We start from the raw sequence: 20,729 nt of genomic DNA, 5'->3' as shown, positions 1-20,729 counted from the left end.
ATTGTTAACTATTATTTCTACAAAACTATGTTTGAATTGCTCTTGTGATCGTAAATTAACAAAAACAACTACACATATCACTTAGAACAAGCAGTGTTCAAAAAATAACGGTAGTGAAAAAACAAGCTCTTTCACTACCTCTGATGAAAGTCTCTATTTTAATTTCAACGCCACATATAAGCCAACGTCAATTTTGTATAGTCATCAAGACTTACATTGCCGTCTTCATCAGCCATAATTTCAATAATAAGACCGTCTTCCATTTCAATTATGTAAGCACTCTTATCTTCTAAATTATCTCCCACTTTTAACACTACGTTTCTTTCTAAACTATCCAAATGATTATCATTGCCATAGTAATTATTCCTCCATACATAAGGAACATCCATAAGCTTACTAAATTCTATATTCGTAAGTTCTTTTTTATTTGATTTGATTAACTTCTGAGTTGGAAAACATATCACTCTGCAAAGATGATCTTCCCAAATACTTAAATAGACGCCACTCGCTTGATGTTTATAATATCCGTAATTTAAATGGTCTTTATAAGTTCCTATATGCCACTCATCAAAATTGCCTTTGATGATCTCTGCTGCCGGGCGTGCTAAATAACCAAGTTCCGTACGTATTCCATTCCATTTACTTTGATTAATGATAGAACTCTCATTTGTAAGATAAGTAGTTTGTTTGCTCTCAATTTCTAATATTTCCTTGATATCTATCATCTGTTCATTGGTTGAAATGATAAATCTATACGAATCATCAATTATACGCTTATCATTTCCAAGGTTAATGGAAACATTAAAATTTTCAAATGAATAATTAATTGAAAATTGACCATACACAGGATTTTCATCTATCCAATATTTTTCTCCATACATATTTTCAACATCCTGAATAGAAAGATCATTTAAAGTATTCAAATCATTGAGATTCGGATTAAAAACTGTAGGTCGATAGAGTATTGTCGTACAAACCAATTGGTTATTCGCTTCTCCTAGTATAGCCGTAATGTAATGATTATCTACGGTGAAATTCATCCATTGAACGCTATTATTCACTCTGTAATAACTTACATCAATCCCAAACATCGCTATTTCAAAAGGGGTTTTACCTAGATACTGAGCCGTTTTGTTTACATTTTCCCAATTTTGATTTATCCTTTCTTCAGCAGTGATAAATTCACTAACTTGTTCTGACGAAGATTCTACTATTTGTTCGGATTTAGTTTCATTTGCGACACCGACGTCTACTGTCCTTTTCATAATAATGTTTTTCATAAACGTTATACCAAGAACAAATAAACACGCAAACATAATGATTAATGTAAGTTTAAGCCAAATAGTCCTATTTTTATTTAAGTATTTCATTGTCCACATCCTTTTGTTTAAGCATAGATGAATTGAGTCTAAACATAATTTCAAACAGCAATTTCATCTATTGCTCAAACTTCTTATTATTCAGAATTCAGTATTCTGGATTTATTTTCAGTACCCACCTCTTAACCATAAACCGTGTTCAGATCGTATGACATTCTCAGAATACCTATAGTAATTTCCTTTTGAATCTGGCAATAACCCGATATTATAGAATTCTTCATAAGCATATTCTTGCCTTTCATATACATATAATTTGTTGAACCATAAAAAGTCAATTTCACGTTCTCCAATTTTAAAGTGATGCTTAGTTTTTTTATAATCTAATGTTTCATTTATAGCACGATACGCATGTGCAAGTTCATGTGCAAAACATAAATAGGCAGGTGCGACTGTTTTTTCATTTATTCCATTTTGAGGATTAGTCGTCCATAATTTTGGTAATTTTTCTAATGTAGGATTAACTTGTACTGTCAAAGTACCATTTGTTGTCGTAAAGCCAAAATCTTGTAAATAATTAACTTTAATCTTGATAGTTGTATCACTATCGATTAATTCTTTAATTAATCCATTACTTGCTTCTGTTAATGTTTCATTCCCATTTAAAAGAGGTGTCCCATCTGTATTTTTTTTATATTCGATATAATTTCCTTCATAATAGAAACTCATGTTTGTCAATTCATTAAGCCAACCAACAATTGTTTCTTTTTCAATTTTATCAATAACAAACATTTTATGTCCACTAGGATCCACAAACTTTATCGGATTTCCACCACAGTATGCATAAAGATTCAACGTCATGGGTTCTTTCAAACTCCCCGCAAACGTATCTTGCGTGATAAACCTAGCAATCTCCGGACTATAATACCTCGCTCTCAAATAATAAAGCCCTGATTCTTCATCATAGTACTCGCCTGAGTAGCGGTATGGATTGTAGAGGGTGTTTGTTTGTGCGCCGGTTTTGATTTCATTGCCGTAGGCGTCATACTGATAGTTTGAGACCTCGGTGCCTGTTTCGTCAAGGATTTTATTGACGTCGCCGTGTCCATCTCGGATAAATGTATAGTAATGCCCGCCTGAGCTGCGTCCGATCAGTCCGAATCCGCGGACATTGCTTGCGTATAGTTGACCGCCAACCGCTTCGTCTATGATGTCTGCGCCTGCGTAGTAAAACTGTGTGGTTGCGCCATTTACGGTTTTTTGAGATCTGAGGCCGTCTGGGTAGTAGGCGTAGGTTGAGACTTTGCCTGCTGGGTCTTTGAATGCAGTCATGCGGTTTTTGTGGTCGTATTGGTAGGTTTTTGTCGTTTGCTGAGTGCCTACCGTGCGTGATTCGGTGGTGAGGTTGCCATTGTCGTCGTAGGTGAAGGTGGTGATTTCAGGTTGTGGATTAGTTACTTGATTTATAATTGGTTCAAATATGACAAAACCCGTAGGCATTCCAACTAATGATATTACCGGTAATGCCAATGCTGTTTTATGCTGATTCACCGATAACATATAACTTGGTGTAAATAGCATAATAACTACAGGTGGCTTTGGTAATCCCGGTAACGGAATGGTTCCACGTGGTGGTCGAGGTGTAGTTTGATTACCAATTGAGATTGATTTATAAACTGTCATACTTTCCCATTTAAACGCGAGTTGAATATTTGAAACCGGACTATTGTTTTTATGTTTCAGAAAGACTTTTCCATTAGTATACAACTGACTAATATCAATTGTGACATAACTTGAAGCCTCGGCAGGTGTAAGCTCGATAACCATAGTCGAAAACGCAGATGGAGCAATTAGTTCTCCATTTTGTTTCACCAATACGGACATCGAAATAGTGGTAATTCCATTTAATTTTGTTTCTCCATCGAAATTTACTTCCATAGATAAAACTTTTGATAATTTAACAGTCTTATTAACTGAAGCGCCGTTCCACGAAAAATTTACATTTAAGTTACCTTCACTCGGAATGTTAAGTCTTTTATTTACAGCGATAGCTTGAGCGAATTTCATGGTCACAGTCCCATCAACAAGCAACCTAGTTGTATCAAAAATGACATTTGAGGATGTTACATCGTTATAACTACTCGCTGTAATTTTTAGATTTTGTAATGAACTTGCTGGTACATTCGTTCCATTGACTTTTCCAATTACTTTAAAGGTTACACTTTCACCAACTTTAAGAGAGTAATTCGCAATATTTACATTTTCAGTCACTTCTAATGTTTTAGTTGTCAGCTTATACTTTTCAGAGTGATACAATTGGGAATGTGTTTTAATCAGCTTATTCGCCCCATCATAACTATACGTCGTCTGTTTTGATGTAAAGGGTTGATCAGATGGCACTTCTTCATATTTCGTGAGGATATTGCCATTTTTATCGAACGTATAAGTCGTCGTATTGCCATTATCATAATCGACTTTTGTGAGTCGGTTCAGTGTGTCATACGTGTAGGTCTTGGTGCCATTGGACCCGATCTCGTAGATGCGGTTGCCATTGACGTCGTAGTTATAGGTGTAACTGCTAACTTTTGCACCACCTGTTTTTGTCGTCTCTTTTGTGGCGAGTAAGCCATCTGTGGTATAGGTATTGGTTTCGATGATGCCACTTGGATAGCTGGTTTGTCTAAGTAGACCATCCGCATAATAGCTGTACTGCGTCACTTTGTCATCTCTCGTGACTGAGATCATGTGGTTGCGACTGTCATAGCCATAGCTGGTAAGTTTCCCAAAGTAATCCGTCATGCTCACCATTCGACTGTTTTGATCGTAGGTGTAGGTGATGGTTTTGCCATCAGGCATGGTTTTAGTGAGTAACAGTCCATCTGGCGAATAACTTTGTCTGATGGTGCCATTTTCATCTTTGATGGCTGTGATCATACCTTCTATGTCGTAGGTAGTTTCTGTGATTTTGCCGCCGTCGATTTCTTTGACTTTGCGTCCAAGGCGGTCGTACTGATACTGTACGATTTTTCCAGAATAGTCTTTGCTGTAGAGGACATTTCCCATTTTGTCGTAAACAAATTGTTCTGTTTTACCTACAGGGTTGGTGGTTTTGAGTAAGCGTCCTTGACTGTCATAGTCATATGTGGTGATACTGCCACCTGCTGTTACAACTTTTCTTGGCGAGCCAAATAAACTTGGCGTGATCGTCGTCACTTCACCAAGTGCATTGGTTACTTTTAAAAGATTTCCAAGCGAATCATAGGCATAGTTCGTTTGATTGCCTTTATAATCCGTTTCGGAGATGACGTTGCCATTTCCATCATATGCCATCGTGCGGTAGATCATAGAACCGTTTGATAGTTTTCCTACGCGGATGGTTTGACCGAGTCGATCGGTTTGTTCATACGTTTGAGCACCCGTTTCATCTGTGATGATCTTTGCAAATGAGTCATCGAGATATTTAACAGACTGGTTACTTCCATCTGGTGCTTCTGTTTTGATGACTCTTCCAAGGACATCGTAACTCATCTTTGTTTCAAATCCCATAGGATCAACAACTTTGATGACTTGACCTTGTTCATTATAGATGTTTTTTGTCGATTTTCCTGTATCGAGATTTGTCGTCGATAAAAGGCGTCCAAGTGCACTGTACTGATACTGTGTGCGAACGCCAGATGCAGACGTCACGGTGGTGCTGTTGTTCGCATCATCATAAGTCGCTTGTGACATAATAGTGCCATCAACGTTCGTTTGTATTACTCTTCCGAGGATGTCATAAGATACTTTTGTACTCACGCCTAATGGACTTATAATTTCAGTTAATCGACCGTTATTAAAGTCGTACTTATAGGACGTTTCCGATGTAACAAGTTGCTCGCTGATACCTTGAGTAAAAGCGTTGGTTTTAGTGGTTTGAGTCATTTTTGTGAGGTATGCGCCTTGATATTCTGAGCCATACTCATAAAATGTTTCTGTGGACTCGTCGAGTTTTTGTGTTTTTGCATGGGTGACGTTACCGTAGGTGTCGTAGTCAAAATATGTCATGACAGATTGGTCGACGCCATCGACGGTGTTGATTTGTCTGATAGATGTATAAGTTTTATCATTATTACCTAGTACAAAATAAGTTGAAGCGTAATTAGAATTCTTTAAATTCTTGACACTTGAAACTAGTAAATGATAATTACCATACTCATTTCGAGTTTCAACGCCTTCTGCATCACGATAATAAATTAAGTCGCCAACATTGTTGTACGTATAAATTTCATTTACTTCATTGAAATTATCGTTCTCTAAGTTATAGATATAACTCTTGATTCCCTTAATTTGCTTTCTTTCATCTCGATGATAAAATTTATTGAATAACAATTTACCACTTAAGGTCGTTGTAATTTCATTGTAGACCGCCCCGTAAGTTTCGTGAATATAGGTTTTTATGAAATTATTTGAAGTGACTCTCGTCGAATGACTGCTACCATTAATCGTCCACGGTTCATCATACTCATATTTTGTTTCTTGACTCATTTGATGACTGTCGATAATTCCATGTGTGATCACTCTCATCATGTCTTGTGTTCCAGATGAGCCTAAGTAGGTTTTTAGTTTTTTGTACCCAAACACCTGTTTTCCACCGGTTGGGTATTCAATTTGATTTAAATAAAAATAATCATTTTTAAGTTCTTCTTTATACGGATCAACAAATGAAAAAGCATTTTTATTTTGTAGGTAATCGTATTTTGTACTCTTCCCTGCCGGATCGATATATTCACTTAATAAGTACTCTGTCGTATAACCTGGTGCGAATAAGTGTTTAAATGTCATCACACGTTGGTCGGGAAAAGTGACAGTTACGTTTTTTCCAGTCTCTGTCATCGTTTCATTGAAAATGATTTCTCTTCCTACTGTATCTACGATTTTTTTTAAGATGCGTTGTTCACCTGATGTTTCATAAATCCACTCTACCTTGTTTCCAAATCGATCAATCATTGCCATCAAAGTACCATCTTCAGCAAAGTATTGAGTAGTTCCTATTCTCATATACAATGCGTATTCTGATGTTTTTCCAGTTTGGGATTGAACATAGGTTGAATCTTTCCATATTGAAATATCTTCTAATTCATAATTTTCTAATTTATATCGATTGTCTTCATAATTGATGATTTTGTAGACTTGTCCATTGCCAAGGTGCAAATAATTCGCTGTTTGTTTGACCCCCCTGAACTCTTTTTCAGTCTTTTCTATACTTGGGAATCCCCATGACCATCCCATTCCAACATTTTCTGATTTATCTTGATAACTCAAGTAATTCATTTTATCTACGATCTTTTCAGTATGACTATATCCATCCTCTTCATTCACAGTGGCTTCATATAATTCATATAAGTCATTTCCCAAATAATCTTTACCCACACTTATATATACTGGAAACTGCTCTGTCAACTCCTTCATTTGAAGGTAACTCTGATTTGTACGCGTTTCAATGCTTTTGTGATATAGATTTCCATAAGGCTCATAGTGTCCATTTCTGTAAATATATACACCTGATTTTGAAATATGAACATCATAATCAACACCTGTATAACTCTGTTCATCAACCTGTCCATAGTCTTCATCAGCTACTTTTGACTCTCTCGAGTTATATGAAAGACCAATTGAAACATCAAATCCATTTCTACCAGGTAGTGTCTCTGATGGAGTTTGAGTATATAAAGTACCATCAAAAGTGCTGATGCTCGTACCACTTTGACTCCAAGAAAACGGTGCGGTATATTCTTTATTATACGTAGGAATTTGAACATTCCCCGCATCTGAAGTTGCAAAATTCACGCCATTACTTTCAATATTTAATGAGCGCATCATTTTTAATTCACTTTTTGGCGTATAGCTGATAATGATTGATAAAATATCCATAATCGAATTTTGACTAAATTGATCGATTTGATGTATTTTCTCATAATCAATATGATATTGATCTAAGATGTATTTTTCATTACCTTCAAGTTGAATATTATCTTTCGGCATCTTTGAGATGTCATATGTATGCTCATTTTTTATAATTAACATGACATCTATATCTAAAACTTTCGCAGCATATACTGCTTTCGAGGCTGCAATTACATCATACCCTTGTAAAGTAAGCTGAATGACACGATCAATAGCAGATTCATCGTGCTGATAAACTTTTATTTGTTGATCTAAAATTCGAATCGTATCCATCAATGTTTTTGAGTCTGAATAATAATTGACTAGCGCGATTGATTGTTGAAGTGTAAACGTCATATTAAGGGTAAGGCTTGCAGCTTGAACAGCTTTTCTTAAATGAACACCTTGAAGTAGAGGGTCATTCATAATTTCATCGGTTAATAGTTCCGACTCACATAATATTTGCTTTTGTTCCGCTGACAACTCACTGTAAAAATTGTAGTTGTTTAACATGTCATCCACCAACGGCAATATCTGTATATTCGCCGGTGTCGTACTATTCGGACTGTTCGCATCCGCACCTAATAACTCTTCCATGCTTACTATAGGCTCTGTACTGCCTCCATCTGTCACTGTTTCGTCGGCGAAGTTTATTAACTGCATCCCTGAAAATGAGGGGATGATTAAACTTACAACTAGTAGCCACGAAACGACTTTTTTGCCTAGTTTCATTAAATCCTCCTAAAATGTTTATATTTGTTAACAACAATATGTCAACTATTTCATTATACAGACAATTTAGAATTTTACAATTATCAAACTGTTGTTTCTATAACATTATTTCCATACAGTTATTTTGTAAACTCCTACTTTTCTATCTCCTTCGTCTCGTCAGTCTCCACATTCCCCACAAGAATACTGCAAGGCCATAGATTTCAAAGTGAAAATTGTGACATAAAAATAATTATATCCATGCTAAATTATTATTGAAAGATTACTTAAAATTTGTTATAACAATCTCAGTGACTAAAATTAGCACATAATTTACAAAAAGGGAGAGCGATTATAGAATCGCAAACACAACTATGAAAAGACAGCTCTGTTTATTACTTTCATTGTTACTTGTATTATCATTAGCAATGCCAATGTCGAGTTATGCCGATATTATCAAACCAAAAGAACAAGTACCACAACCTTGGGCACAAAGCTCAATCGACGCACTTTACAATTACAAAGTTATCGGCGATTATTTTTTTAGTGATTTCCAAGAAAATATCAACCGTGAAGATTTTAGCTATCTTGCGGTTATTGCATATGAGTCTATTACCGGTAAAGAAATCAAAGTTAACGACTCTATTAAATTCTTAGATACTGATGATGACTATGTAAAAAAAGCTGCAACAATCGGGATTAGCTCTGGAATATCAAAAGGTCTATATGGACCAAACGTATTGGTTAATAGAGAACAAATTGCAACCATGATGGTAAAAACATTAGAATTAGCAGGCGTGAAATTAACTCCAGCCACTACTAAATTTAGTGATGATGCGTCCATCTCAAGTTATGCAAAGACAGCTATTTACAAAGCTTTTGGAGCAAAAATATTAAATGGTAGCAATAACAAAGTGAATCCAAAAGGAAATGCTACATACCAAGATGCTCTCTTAATTTTCAAAAATATTTATGACAACTATGTTTTAAAAGACAAACTAAATGCTCGTAAAGCTTTGCAAATGCCTGTATTTTCAACAATCGACCAGTTTAATGGAACTTCGTATGTATTACACTGGGATCAAACATATGCAGATTATTATGTTGTTTCCGGTACCTATGAAGACGGAACTCAACAGTTATATACTGATGTCTCTGGTGACATCAATAAAGTCTACTGGAGCGAAGGCGGAACTGAAGTCTTTGGATTTGTTCCGGGTGAAAAAGTTACCTTTGAAATAACAGCTGTTTACGGTAACAAAACATCTGCTACTTATAAAACCGATGCGCTTGTAACATATGAAGCGAAAATATCTGAAGATAATTTGGAAAAAGCTTTAGATGATCGTTTTAAAACCATCACCGTTGGTAATAGCAAAATCGATATTGATTGTTTTTCAGTTTGGGATTATGAGGATTCTGTCGCAAAAGTTTCGTGTCTCATTCCCTTAAAATCACTAGATACGTATTTAGAAATTGAACGTTTACATCCAGAAGAACTCTATCAGGCAATCATTGCAATGTCTCAAGAAATTGAAAAAATCACAGGTTGTAAGAACAGATTAAGAGTTGCCTGTATGGAAGAAGCTTCATCTTCTAATGTCATCGAAATGCCGTACAATAATATTGATGATGAAATTTACTTTGAATCTGAGGGCACAACATACTTCTACTATGCACTCATTGATGTTTATAGCAAAACGAAAATCTGTGTCACATGGAATGACGTTGTGTATATAGAAAGCAAGTAAATTATAAAGCGCCATTTCAATAATTGAAATTCTTATGTATTAGAATTATGCCGCTTTCTAAACAAATATAAAACCCTCAGATTTTTCAATTTGGCATGAACAACATACCAAAATGAAAAATCTGAGGGTTTATTTTTACTTATTTTGATTCTTTTTACTTATTTTGATTCTTTTTTACTCATTTTACTCTTTCTTCCACTTCGCTCCATCGGGTGTGTCGATGATGGTGATGCCTTTTGCTTTGAAGGCATCTCGGATGGCGTCGGCTTTCGCCCAGTCTTTAGATTTTTTCGCTTCTGCTCTTTCGATCAGTTGTGCTTCGATCCAAGCGACTTCATCCTCTGTAACATCTCCTGCGACCTCTTCTATTGGCATCAATAAATCTAGAGAAAGAACTTCGTCCATTTTCAAAACAAGTGCCGCTTTCAGTTCATCTGTCAAATCTGCTTTTAACACGTCATATAAAACGGTCACTGCATTGGCTGTATTGAGATCATCTGCTAAGCAATCATCAAACTGCTGCATCCACTCTGTGTAGGCTGTTTGGCCTTGAAGCGTCATAAATGCATCTGCGCTTGGACGCGCTAAACTAGATGTTTTTCGTCTAAGTTTGAGATACGCATTTTCTGCCATTTCCAAGTTTTCAAAGCTAAATTGAAGCTGCTTACGGTAATGTGAATTGAGGACGTAATAACGATAGCTCAGTGGATTTAACTGTTTCTTCTCAAGCAAAGACACCGTTAGAAACTCTCCAGATGATTTACTCATTTTACCGTTACTTTCAATTAAAAATTCTGCATGCCACCAATATTTTGTCCACGGTTTCCCCGTATAACTCTCCGTTTGTGCAATTTCATTGGTATGGTGTACCGGAATATGGTCCACGCCGCCACAGTGAATATCCAATTGTTCTCCTAAATTTGAAAGAGAGATGACCGAACATTCAATATGCCATCCTGGATAGCCCACGCCCCATGGAGATTCCCACTTCATGGCTTGATTTTCAAACTTGGATTTCGTGAACCAAAGAACAAAATCCTGTGGATTTTTCTTGTGTACATCTTCCTCGACATCTTCTCGATGCGCGGTTTTCAGTTCATCTAAGTTCATGCGAGATAGCTTCGTATATTCTGGAAATTTAGATATATCAAAATACACATTTCCATTTGCAAAATACGTATAGCCTTTTTCTTCAAGCGTCTTGATAAACTCGATATATCGATCGATATAGTCGGTTGCCTTTGCGACGATTTGAGGTTTTTTAATATTCAACTTTTGGCAATCGGTAAAAAATGCCTCCGTATAGTATTCAGCTACTTGCCACACCGTTTTATTTTCTCGAAGTGCGCCTTTCAGCATCTTATCTTCGCCGTCATCTGCATCCGATTCCAAATGTCCAACATCGGTAATGTTCATAACGCGCGTCACATCATACCCAAGGTGTGTCAGTGTTTTTTCCAAAAGATCCTCGTGAATATACGTTCTTAAATTTCCAATATGTGCATAGTTATACACAGTAGGTCCACACGTATAGAGTTTAACTTGCTTTTCTACATATGGAATAAATGGTTCAATGCTTCTTGAAAGTGAATTATACAGTTTCATCCCAAACCTCCCAAATTTGATCTCTATCAAAAAATAAAAACCTCGCCCTTTATACAAAGGCGAGGAAAATCGCGGTTCCACTTTGCTTACTGCTTTAAAATAGATAACGGTATCACCCGGCATGTCCTACACAGCGGTTGCTCATCAAAAGAAACGTTCACCGATTGTCTCAGCATGCACTCATGAGGGCATTCATCTCATTTATCTTAGACCTTTTCACCAAACAGGTCCTCTCTACAAAGAATCAATCAGACTACTCGTCTCAATCATTGCGTTATATTATTCATAACATACGACCGGGATTCTGTCAAGATTTAGAACCTAACTCTCGAGATTCAGCGCCTAAATCGTCGCCATGATCCAATCTGCGATCTCGTCAAATTGTGGTCTCAAGGCTGCATCCACTAAAGCTTCTTTCAGTGCCGTTGAGAGTTCATTTTTTTCAAGTCGTTTGCCATCAAAAATACCTTGCAGTGCCTCTACAAGTTCAGTATTCATGGCATCTGAGTAAATACCACACTCTTCTATCGTAGCGCCTTTAAGCCTAAAGCTAAGTACCAACTCACCCCATGTAAATTTCTCTTCAATGGTGACATCGAAGTTGGGCGTTTTGCCATAGAGCCAGTCCCAAGACGCATAATGTCTAAAGCGATCCAGTGCCTTTTCAGGTGCATTGGTCTCTGAAATATAATAGGTTTCTCCTGCTTTTCCATACTCGGATTCAAAGGATTCTCCAAGGGCGAAAACCATCTGCTGTATGGTCAACTCAGGATTGATTTCTCTGAGGTTGATGACGCGAGACTTCACGGATTCAACACCTTTTGCCTGAAGTTTTTTCATCGATACGTTGAGATATCTCCCAAGTTTTGTCATATCAACGTCTACGAGAACTGTTCCGTGGTGATAATAGTTCTCTTTTCCGTAATAAAAGGCATTGCCAGAAAACTTTCTATCTTCCGCTAAAATGTCATTACGTCCAGAAAATGTCGCTTCAATTCCCAACGACTGTACTGCATCGACGATGACTTTTAGTTGACGGTGTAAATCTTCGTGTTTTTTATTCATGACGAACGTAAAATTGAGATTTCCTAAGTCGTGAAACACGGCGCCACCGCCGGATAGACGTCTCGCGAGTTTTCCGCCATCTTTTTCTAGCTCATTGACCAAAACTTCACGCCATGGGTTTTGATGTTTCCCGATGACCACGGTGTTTTGATTTTGCCACAAATAAAAATAGATTTCGTCTTCGGCTACCTCATTCACTAAATGTTCTTCAAATGATAGGTTAAACCAAGGATTGGTTGATTCAGAAATAAACAAAGTTGTTTTCATGCATTAATCCTCCAGCTCACTTTTACAATTTCTAGTAAAATAAATGGTTTGATTGTATTGCGTTAAATCAGCAAACACTTCTATAATGCGATCTGCGTAGTCTCCAAGTGATTGACGCATTTTGTGCTCATGCATTAGGACGATCTCTAGCGGTTCTTTATTGCTAGATAGTTCTCCCCATAAAGCTTCTAAATTTTCATCGTATTCATCGGAAAGATTGAATATCTCTTTCAAATACTGATGACTTTCATGGATACTCTTAAATTGAATCCCATCCAACACAAGCTTTTTCATAAAATGCCCCCTACTACCATTATTTTGGACTTATGGAATTGGCAATGTCGCTAAATAAGTCTGATTCTAAAGTAATATAATATCCCGCTAAAATCGCTAAAATCATAAGACCAAAAATCAGCCAAGATTTGTAATTTTTTCTCATCATTCACCTCATAGTTGCTGACTTTTAGACGTTATAGTTTTATTATAGCATACTCGATTCTGAAAAAATATGGAATTCATTTATTCTGAAACCATTGAAAATACAGGTAATATATATCAAATCGTTTTTTTGTGAAGTTTTATTAATGTTGTTGACAGACTTTTTTTTGTTGTGTATAATCCAATTCATAGCAAGGCACACCGAACACGTATTTCGGTGTTACAGTTGAATATTAGAAAACTCATATCCAGAGTGGTGGAGGGAACGGCCCTATGAAACCCAGCAACCAGCTAGCAATAGCATTGGTGCTAAATCCGGCAGTATAACTGGAAGATGTGAGAGGGTTCATTGACTTTGTCTCCTTTTGCATGCTTCTGCGCACTGTAAAGGGAGTTTTTTATTGTTCAAATTTAGGAATAAGGAGTTTTCAAATGATTCAAGTTAAAGCACTCAGTAAAATTTATCTAAAAGGCGATCAAACGATCAAAGCCATTGACGGAATCGACCTTACAATTGAAAAAGGAGATATTTACGGCATCATCGGTCTCAGTGGTGCTGGCAAATCCTCTCTCGTTCGATGCATCAACCGCATCGAAGACCCTTCGTCTGGTGAAATCAGCATCGACGGGCTCGACATTTTATCCCTTCACGGCAAGTCATTGAGACAGGCGCGCCAAAAGATGGGAATGATTTTTCAAAATTTCAATTTGCTGAGCAGTCAAACAGTCTATGAAAACATCGCATTTCCGCTTAAACTCATGAACCTCAGTAAAAAAGAAATTCATACGCGCGTCATGGAACTCCTTGAAAAAGTGGAGTTAACGGATAAGGCACAGGCCTACCCCATCAATTTAAGTGGCGGTCAAAAACAACGAGTAGGAATTGCGCGTACACTGGCCAATGCACCGGAAATCCTTCTTTGCGACGAAGCGACGTCCGCACTCGATCCCAAAACAACCAAGCAGATCCTCGATTTGCTAAAAAAAATCAATATGGAAATGGGCGTAACTTTGGTGGTCATCACACATGAGATGGATGTCATCAAAGCCATTTGCAACAAAGTCGCTATTTTAGAATCTGGAAAAGTCGTGGCAGAAGGGGATACCATTGAGGTCTTTACCCGCGTCGTAGACGAAGAGACACGACATTTTATTGGCGAACTGGAAATTCCTGAAAATGTTCCTGTGAAAGGCAAACGTGTACAGTTGATCTTTTCAGATGGCAGTGCACAGTCTCCAATTTTATCCAAACTCGTCCGAACTTATAATGTTGATATCAACATTTTGTCTGGAACGATTGAAAATATTCAAAATCAATCTATTGGGCGTTTGCTCATAGAAATTATACCAGATGAAAACGAGTCGGTAGAACACTTTGAAGACAAGTTTCATCAAATGATTCAAGCGCTTCATGAGCATCATGTATTAACGGAGGTGGTAGCATGTTAGATCTTTTTCATCTACTTGATCTATTAAAAATTGCGACAATTGAAACACTCACAATGGTTCTATGGTCAACCGCATTTACCGTTATACTGGGTCTACCGCTTGGCATCGTATTGGTGGTGACGTCGAAAGGACATATTTTACAGCAAAGCATTTTGCATTCGGCCCTTTCCTACTTAGTGAATCTCACGCGCTCACTTCCATTTATCATCTTGATGATCTTCATCATTCCATTTACACGACTGATCGTCGGTACTTCCATCGGAACAAGTGCGGCGATCGTACCGCTAGTCGTCGCTGCGATTCCATTTTTCGCAAGAATCGTGGAAAGTGCTTTGCAAGAAGTCGACGGCGGCGTTATTGAAGCGGCTATTTCCATGGGGGCAAGTCCCTTACAAATTATCGTGAAAGTGCTTATCCCCGAAGCGCTCCCTTCACTCGTGCTTGGGACGACAATTACCGTCATCAACTTACTGGGATACTCTGCAATGGCAGGAGCTGTTGGCGGTGGTGGTATTGGCGATTTAGCGATTCGATATGGCTATCATCGCTTTCAAACCGACGTGATGTTTGCAACGATTATCGTTTTAGTTTTATTGGTTCAAGGCATTCAAACAAGCGGCAATTTAATTGCTGGTCAAATACTCAAATCTAGAAGAAGATAGGCAATCACACTCTATAAAAACATCTAGAGCATAGGTACTCAAAATCTAGATGCTCAAAGTCTAGATACTCAAAGTCTAGATACTCAAAGTCTGGATACCGATTGCTTGATCACTTCAATTAATCTTAGGAGGATTCAAATGAAAAAATTCCATCAAAACTCAATTTTTAAACTCATCACAGTTCTTGTGATTTTAACACTTGCACTCACTGGCTGCGGTTCAAAGTCAGATTCAAACGCAACAGCAACAACTGAAAAAAGCGATGCGACTGAAAAAGTGACGCTCAAAATCGGCGCAACACCTGTTCCTCATACTGAAATCTTAGAATTTATCAAACCTGAGCTTGAAGCACAGGGCATCGAACTTGAAATTGTTGAATTTACGGATTATGTCACACCGAATCTCGCATTAAACGACGGCGAACTCGATGCGAACTTCTTCCAACATGTGCCTTACATGGACTCGTTTGCAGCGGAACACAAAATCGAACTTGCAAGTGCCGGAACGGTACACGTTGAGCCACTTGGTCTTTATTCACACAGCGTGACGAGTATCGATGATCTTAAAAAAGGCGCAACCATCGCTATTCCAAATGATCCGACAAACGAAGGTCGCGCACTGCTTTTACTTCAGGCAAATGGCCTCATCAAACTAAAAGATGCTGCAAATCTCGAAGCGACTGAAGCAGACATCGTTGAAAACAAACTTGAACTCGTATTTAAGCCAATCGACGCTGCACAACTTCCTAGAACGCTTGACGATGTAGATGCTGCTGTAATCAACACGAACTATGCACTTGAAGCTGAACTCAATCCATCTGAAGATGCTCTTATCATCGAAGGTGCAGAATCTCCTTATGCAAACATCATCACTGTAAGACCTGCTGATCTTGAGAACAAATCGATTCAAGCACTTGTGAAAGCCCTTCAATCTGAAAGCGTTAAAAACTTTATCAATGAAAAATACAAAGGTGCAGTTGTACCTGCATTCTAAATCTACCACATAGAAAGAGGTTTCCCACCCAAAAATATACGCCCAATGCATTTGTAGATGCATTGGGCGTTTTTATTATGGATTAAGAAGATCTAACGAATTTTTTAGATGGAATAGATTTATCAGATGGAATAGATTTATCAGATGGAATGGATTTATCACCGGATTTCATCTTAACATACTCCGATAAAAACTCAGATAAAGTCCGATACTGCACGGCTTCAACATGATGTTGCTTAAAAAGCATTTGCAGCTTTGAATCATCTATATAATAGTAAAAATCATGCTGTTTTCGATCCTCAACAAACTGTATAGGTACCGAAGACTTTCCGTCCCGATCTATAACGTGACCACTCACCTCTGCTCTGATGAGATTCACCAGTTCAAGGTTGGTATAGGTCTGCTTTCCAGCGATATTATAAATCTCACAGAATGATTGACGTGGATCTTGGTCGTAAATGTGCACGAGGCGAACGAGGATCTCTGCGTAGGTTTTCACATTTAACCAACACCGCATCTGACTTCCCGTTCCGTAAACGGGTATCGGGATATTTTCTTCGATATGTGCTAACACTTTTGGAATTAATTTTTCTCGATGCTGCCCAATACCAAAATTGTTGCTACTTCGCAAAATTAAACATCTCAGCCTCTCTGAGTGGTTTTCAAGAACCCTTTTCTCTCCTTCTGCTTTGCTTTCTGCATAAGGATTTCCCGGATGAAATGGCCACGATTCCTCTGCAGGTTGTTCATCAGGACCGATTGAGCCGTACACTTCATCCGTAGAAATATGTACGAAAAGTCCAGCATCAATTTGCATGTCTTGAACATAACGGCGATACGCATTCAGAACTGCTTGTGTTCCCAAAATATTGGTGCGTTTAAATGGCGCTTCATCCGATAGACTTCGATCGACATGAGATTCCGCTGCACAGTGAATGACGTGGGTAATCTGGTAAGTCTTTAAAACATCATAAAAATGCGCCTCATCACAGACGTCCCCCACTTCAAGTGTGTAATTCACACCCTCTAAACGGTTCAAATCACTTGCATACGTCAGCAAATCATACACGACGATTGAATGATCTTGTTGCTTGGCTGAATCCATAACCGAATCCAACTCTGAATCAAGTGCACTAGCAAAATAACTGCCTATAAACCCAGCGCCACCTGTAATGCATATCCTTCTTTGCATTCTATCCATTTCTCCACCACCATAAGCTTCAACCTTCTGACCGATAAAAGTCCCTTAAACACTCTACCACATATTCTTGCTCATCCTCTGTAAGTTCGAAAAACATCGGCAATCTTAAAAGACCTTCTGAGACTTTTCTCGTTCCAGTCATTGCGCCTTTAAACGTGCCGTATCGTTTGCCCGCACCAGAAAGATGCAACGGTTCATAATGCGTATAGGCAGCCACTCCCCGATTCATCAAATACGTCTGAAGTTTTTCACGTTCTTGGGCGGTTTCAAGCCTCAAATAAAAGATATGACCATTTTCATCGGCGTCGTTTATTTTAAATGGAAGATGTATTCGGCCACTTGAAACTTCAACCGATAGGTGTGTTTTTATTAGAGCGTCGTATCGCTCTGCCAAAGCCTTTCTCTTCTGAGTAATCGTCGCAACGTGTGGCAGCGCCAAACTAAACATGGCACGATTATAAGGCTGCATAGCATATTCTCCACCAAGGCGATTCCAACGGTAATGGTCGACTTTGCCTTGATGAAAGGCCCACTGATCCGTCCCTTGGTATAATATTTCGTGCACGACATTTAGATGTGTTTCTGCCGCTTCACGGATATAAAGACAACCGCCAAACCCACCTGATGTGAGATTTTTTGTATGATGAAAACTTAGACATCCCATCGTTCCCAGAGTTCCAAGGGGCATGCCTGCGTAGCTTGCCCCGACGCCATGAGCGGCATCTTCGAGTAGGTGTATGCCAGTTCCTTTTATCAGTGCTTCAAACCCCTTCATATCCGCAGCATAGCCCCCGTAATGGATGGGGACAATGGCTTTAGTCTTCGGCGAAATTAAATCTGCCACTATTTCCGGGTGGATATTCACCGTGTCTGGGTGAACATCTGCAAAAACCAACTGAGCACCACATCTAGCAAAGGCATTTGCAGTGGCTGCATATGTATATGAAGGGAGGATCACTTCATCTCCCGGGCCAAGTCCAAGCGCCAATGCCATGATTTCCAGTGCATGTGTTGCAGACTGCGTCAACACCATACGTTGGTTGCTCGACAATTGGAGGTGTTCTATCATCAAATGACGCAGTTCAAGTTCGAATTGAGCGTTTTCATGATGATGTTGTTCTAATTTTTCCAGTGCAAATTGCTGCCAATGATCACCATAAAACGGTCGATTAAAACGAATTGTTCGCATGCTCATACCCTTTCTTTCATTCTCACTTAAAAAATAAGATGCCTTATCGTTAGTATAAGACATCTTATTAGTGAAGGAAATCATTTCTAATTAATTCTAATTAATTCTGATTAGTTCTAGTCACTCCGAAATCTAGTGATTATTCTGTGACAACTGGAAATCCATTATTTAACCAACCTTGTGGTGCATTGGCAGCTGTTCCCATACCACCGTTTAATGAAACTGCATCAAATCCCATTAATCTTAACGCAGCGGTTGCTTGACCTGCTGTTTGACCTGTATAGCAATATACCACGATTTTTTTGTCTGTTGGTAATGTGCCAAATGAATCTGCCATATCTTTACCAAATGGGATATTTAAAGCGCCTTGAATATGTCCTTTTGCATAATCTTCAGCTTTTCTTACAGATAAGATCACGATAGACTCGTCTTTTGCATCGACCATTGTTTTAAGATCCGCTTCAGAAATTTTGTAGTTTTTATATTGTGTATCTGCAACTGCTGCTAAACCTGTATAGTATGCAGTCATTGCCTCTTGAATTTGTGGATCTATTTCAGTTACGCCTGCTGTTAAAGTTGCTGCATCTGTTACTGTTACATCTGCAACGCCTTCTACTTTTGAAATCCCGAAATTCCAACCTAAATTGACACTTCTTGCATCAAAACCAGCAATATTCAACGTTGTAACTGCTTGACCAGCAGTTTGACCTGTGTAGCAGTAAATAAACACGGGCTTGTCTGCAGGAATACTTGATAAACCTTCGCTAATTGCAGGTCCCCAAGGCATGTTTACAGCGCCTTTGATATGACCTTTACCATAATCTTCAGCTGAACGAATATCCAAAATGGTCATATCCGTTGTGCCTGCTTTTACCATGTCTACAAAATCTTTTTCTGGAATTTTATAGATGTGCTCTGGCATGTTTTTAAAATAATCCGATACGAGCGCTGCCATATCAAGGGCTGCTTCTGTTGGTGCTTCAGTTGTTGCTTCTGTTACGGCTGCAGTAGTCGCTTCAGTTGTAGCAACATCCATCGTCGTACTTTCTTCTTTTTTACTACATGCTGATATTGAAAAAACTAATACGAGTGCTAGTACTAAACTTAACCACTTTTTATTCGTTTTCATATAATCCTCCATTGGAATTGAAATAGATCTTCATCACGATCCGTCTGATTCTCCTACTGGTGCTTCTTCAGTTGGTGCCGTTACACCTACTTTACTTGACCATTCAAGCCAAGCACCATCGTAAACTTTGAGATTGGTGTAGCCTGCTTCTTCTAAAAGTGCCACTGTTTGCGTTGCTCTAAATGAAGATTTACAATAGACGATGATTAAATCATCCTTTTGTATATCTGCATCTTTGTAAAACAATCCAAGATCTCGACTGGACATAAACGTGCCATCTTTGTATAAATTCTGAGTATGTGGATACAAAACAGCTCCTGGTATAAACCCTTCCGCATATTCTGCAGCAGAACGAACATCTAAAAGTACGGTTCCTTCTTTAGGTTCATTGGCAAGCGTTTGAACGTCTTCAAACGTCGCGACCATCTGTGTATTGAGAGCTTTAGCCACATATTGAGAAGGCGTCACTTGAGTTGCCTCAGCTGTTAACGGTGCTTTGGCTTTGACAAGTGCTGCTTCACCACCATTGATGACCATCACTTTTTCATGACCAAATACACGCATTGTCCACCAAATCCTCGATGCACTCACACCGCCGTTGTTATCATAAATAACCACTTTGCTATCCGGTGTAATGCCATTTTCCGACATGACTTTCTCAAACTGCGCTTGACTTGGCAACGTCATCGGTACTGGACTTTCAACGACAAGTGCTTCGGGGGAAATGCAAATTGCACCTTGTAGATGCCCTTTGTCATAGGCCTCTTTGCCCCTTGCGTCAATGACCACCCATTGATCGAGTGCGTCGACGATTGCCTCTGCTTCTACGACATTTTTCGTACCGGGGTATGTTGTATCAATGGCACATGACGTCAAAATTAACATCATGGTCAACATCAGAACAACAACCATGCTTTTCAAATGTCTGTTCGTCATTTTGACCTCCTAAACGAATTTGTGAGATTGCTCTGGAGTATCGTTAAAAATTAAACAAATTATAGCATAGCCTATAAATGTGTCCATCTACAGCT

General features: G+C 38.4%; 13 protein-coding genes, 1 riboswitch and 1 other annotated feature. Of the genes, 4 read left to right on the top strand and 9 right to left on the bottom strand.

Translation table 11 applies throughout. The features are described from left to right. Positions 1-164 precede the first annotated feature (164 nt). Together ACZ41W_RS14310 and ACZ41W_RS14305 are read right to left on the bottom strand one after the other, a co-directional pair. On the bottom strand, positions 165-1,370 hold the full coding sequence (locus tag ACZ41W_RS14310; RefSeq protein WP_464312671.1) for a hypothetical protein: 1,206 nt from the start codon (positions 1,368-1,370) through the stop codon (positions 165-167). A 117-nt stretch (positions 1,371-1,487) separates the two neighbouring features. Further along, positions 1,488-7,970 carry an RHS repeat-associated core domain-containing protein gene (locus tag ACZ41W_RS14305; protein WP_464312670.1) on the bottom strand — a complete coding sequence of 2,161 codons (6,483 nt, stop codon included), beginning with the start codon at positions 7,968-7,970 and terminating at the stop codon, positions 1,488-1,490. A 353-nt stretch (positions 7,971-8,323) separates the two neighbouring features. On the opposite strand from ACZ41W_RS14305, the gene ACZ41W_RS14300 reads away from it, so the two are divergent. Continuing rightward, entirely contained in the window at positions 8,324-9,700 is a 1,377-nt protein-coding gene (locus tag ACZ41W_RS14300) for an S-layer homology domain-containing protein (protein ID WP_464312669.1), read from the top strand. A 183-nt stretch (positions 9,701-9,883) separates the two neighbouring features. Here the strand turns inward: ACZ41W_RS14300 and cysS are convergent, their stop codons facing one another. The 3 genes from cysS to ACZ41W_RS14285 form a co-directional block, all read right to left on the bottom strand. Beyond that, a complete protein-coding gene (cysS, locus tag ACZ41W_RS14295) occupies positions 9,884-11,305 on the bottom strand; it encodes a cysteine--tRNA ligase (RefSeq protein ID WP_464312668.1) in 1,422 nt (473 codons plus the stop codon). Positions 11,306-11,357: 52 nt separating this feature from the next. Continuing rightward, positions 11,358-11,584 (bottom strand) — a binding site (T-box leader). A gap of 63 nt (positions 11,585-11,647) precedes the next feature. Next, the gene (locus tag ACZ41W_RS14290; RefSeq protein ID WP_464312667.1) at positions 11,648-12,637 is read right to left on the bottom strand and encodes a lipoate--protein ligase; all 990 of its coding nucleotides are present in this window, start codon (positions 12,635-12,637) and stop codon (positions 11,648-11,650) included. 3 nt (positions 12,638-12,640) lie between these two features. Beyond that, a complete protein-coding gene (locus tag ACZ41W_RS14285; RefSeq protein WP_464312666.1) occupies positions 12,641-12,931 on the bottom strand; it encodes a barstar family protein in 291 nt (96 codons plus the stop codon). Positions 12,932-13,316: 385 nt separating this feature from the next. Then, positions 13,317-13,416: riboswitch (SAM riboswitch) on the top strand. Positions 13,417-13,507: 91 nt separating this feature from the next. Between ACZ41W_RS14285 and ACZ41W_RS14280 the strand changes: the two genes are divergently transcribed. The 3 genes from ACZ41W_RS14280 (at position 13,508) to ACZ41W_RS14270 (ending at position 16,179) form a co-directional block, all read left to right on the top strand. Next, positions 13,508-14,524, top strand: coding sequence for a methionine ABC transporter ATP-binding protein (locus ACZ41W_RS14280; RefSeq protein ID WP_464312665.1), 1,017 nt, complete (start codon positions 13,508-13,510; stop codon positions 14,522-14,524). After that, the gene (locus ACZ41W_RS14275; protein ID WP_464312664.1) at positions 14,518-15,186 is read left to right on the top strand and encodes a methionine ABC transporter permease; all 669 of its coding nucleotides are present in this window, start codon (positions 14,518-14,520) and stop codon (positions 15,184-15,186) included. The genes ACZ41W_RS14280 and ACZ41W_RS14275 overlap by 7 nt, the downstream gene beginning before the upstream one ends. 138 nt (positions 15,187-15,324) lie before the next feature. Next, complete coding sequence (locus tag ACZ41W_RS14270; protein WP_464312663.1) at positions 15,325-16,179, top strand: MetQ/NlpA family ABC transporter substrate-binding protein; 855 nt, start codon at positions 15,325-15,327, stop codon at positions 16,177-16,179. An 82-nt stretch (positions 16,180-16,261) separates the two neighbouring features. Here the strand turns inward: ACZ41W_RS14270 and ACZ41W_RS14265 are convergent, their stop codons facing one another. The 4 genes from ACZ41W_RS14265 to ACZ41W_RS14250 form a co-directional block, all read right to left on the bottom strand. Beyond that, positions 16,262-17,380, bottom strand: coding sequence for a dTDP-glucose 4,6-dehydratase (locus ACZ41W_RS14265; RefSeq protein WP_464312662.1), 1,119 nt, complete (start codon positions 17,378-17,380; stop codon positions 16,262-16,264). Between the two features lie 19 nt (positions 17,381-17,399). After that, a complete protein-coding gene (locus ACZ41W_RS14260) occupies positions 17,400-18,569 on the bottom strand; it encodes an aminotransferase class I/II-fold pyridoxal phosphate-dependent enzyme (protein WP_464312661.1) in 1,170 nt (389 codons plus the stop codon). A 139-nt stretch (positions 18,570-18,708) separates the two neighbouring features. Beyond that, positions 18,709-19,698: a rhodanese-like domain-containing protein gene (locus ACZ41W_RS14255; protein WP_464312660.1), complete on the bottom strand. Its 990-nt coding sequence runs from the start codon at positions 19,696-19,698 to the stop codon at positions 18,709-18,711. 33 nt (positions 19,699-19,731) lie between these two features. Continuing rightward, positions 19,732-20,634 carry a sulfurtransferase gene (locus tag ACZ41W_RS14250; RefSeq protein ID WP_464312659.1) on the bottom strand — a complete coding sequence of 301 codons (903 nt, stop codon included), beginning with the start codon at positions 20,632-20,634 and terminating at the stop codon, positions 19,732-19,734. Between the last annotated feature and the right edge of the window lie 95 nt (positions 20,635-20,729).

This window comes from Fusibacter fontis, assembly GCF_055378735.1.
Note: the sequence above shows the minus strand (reverse complement) of the source record. Positions and strands in the feature narration are given on the sequence as shown.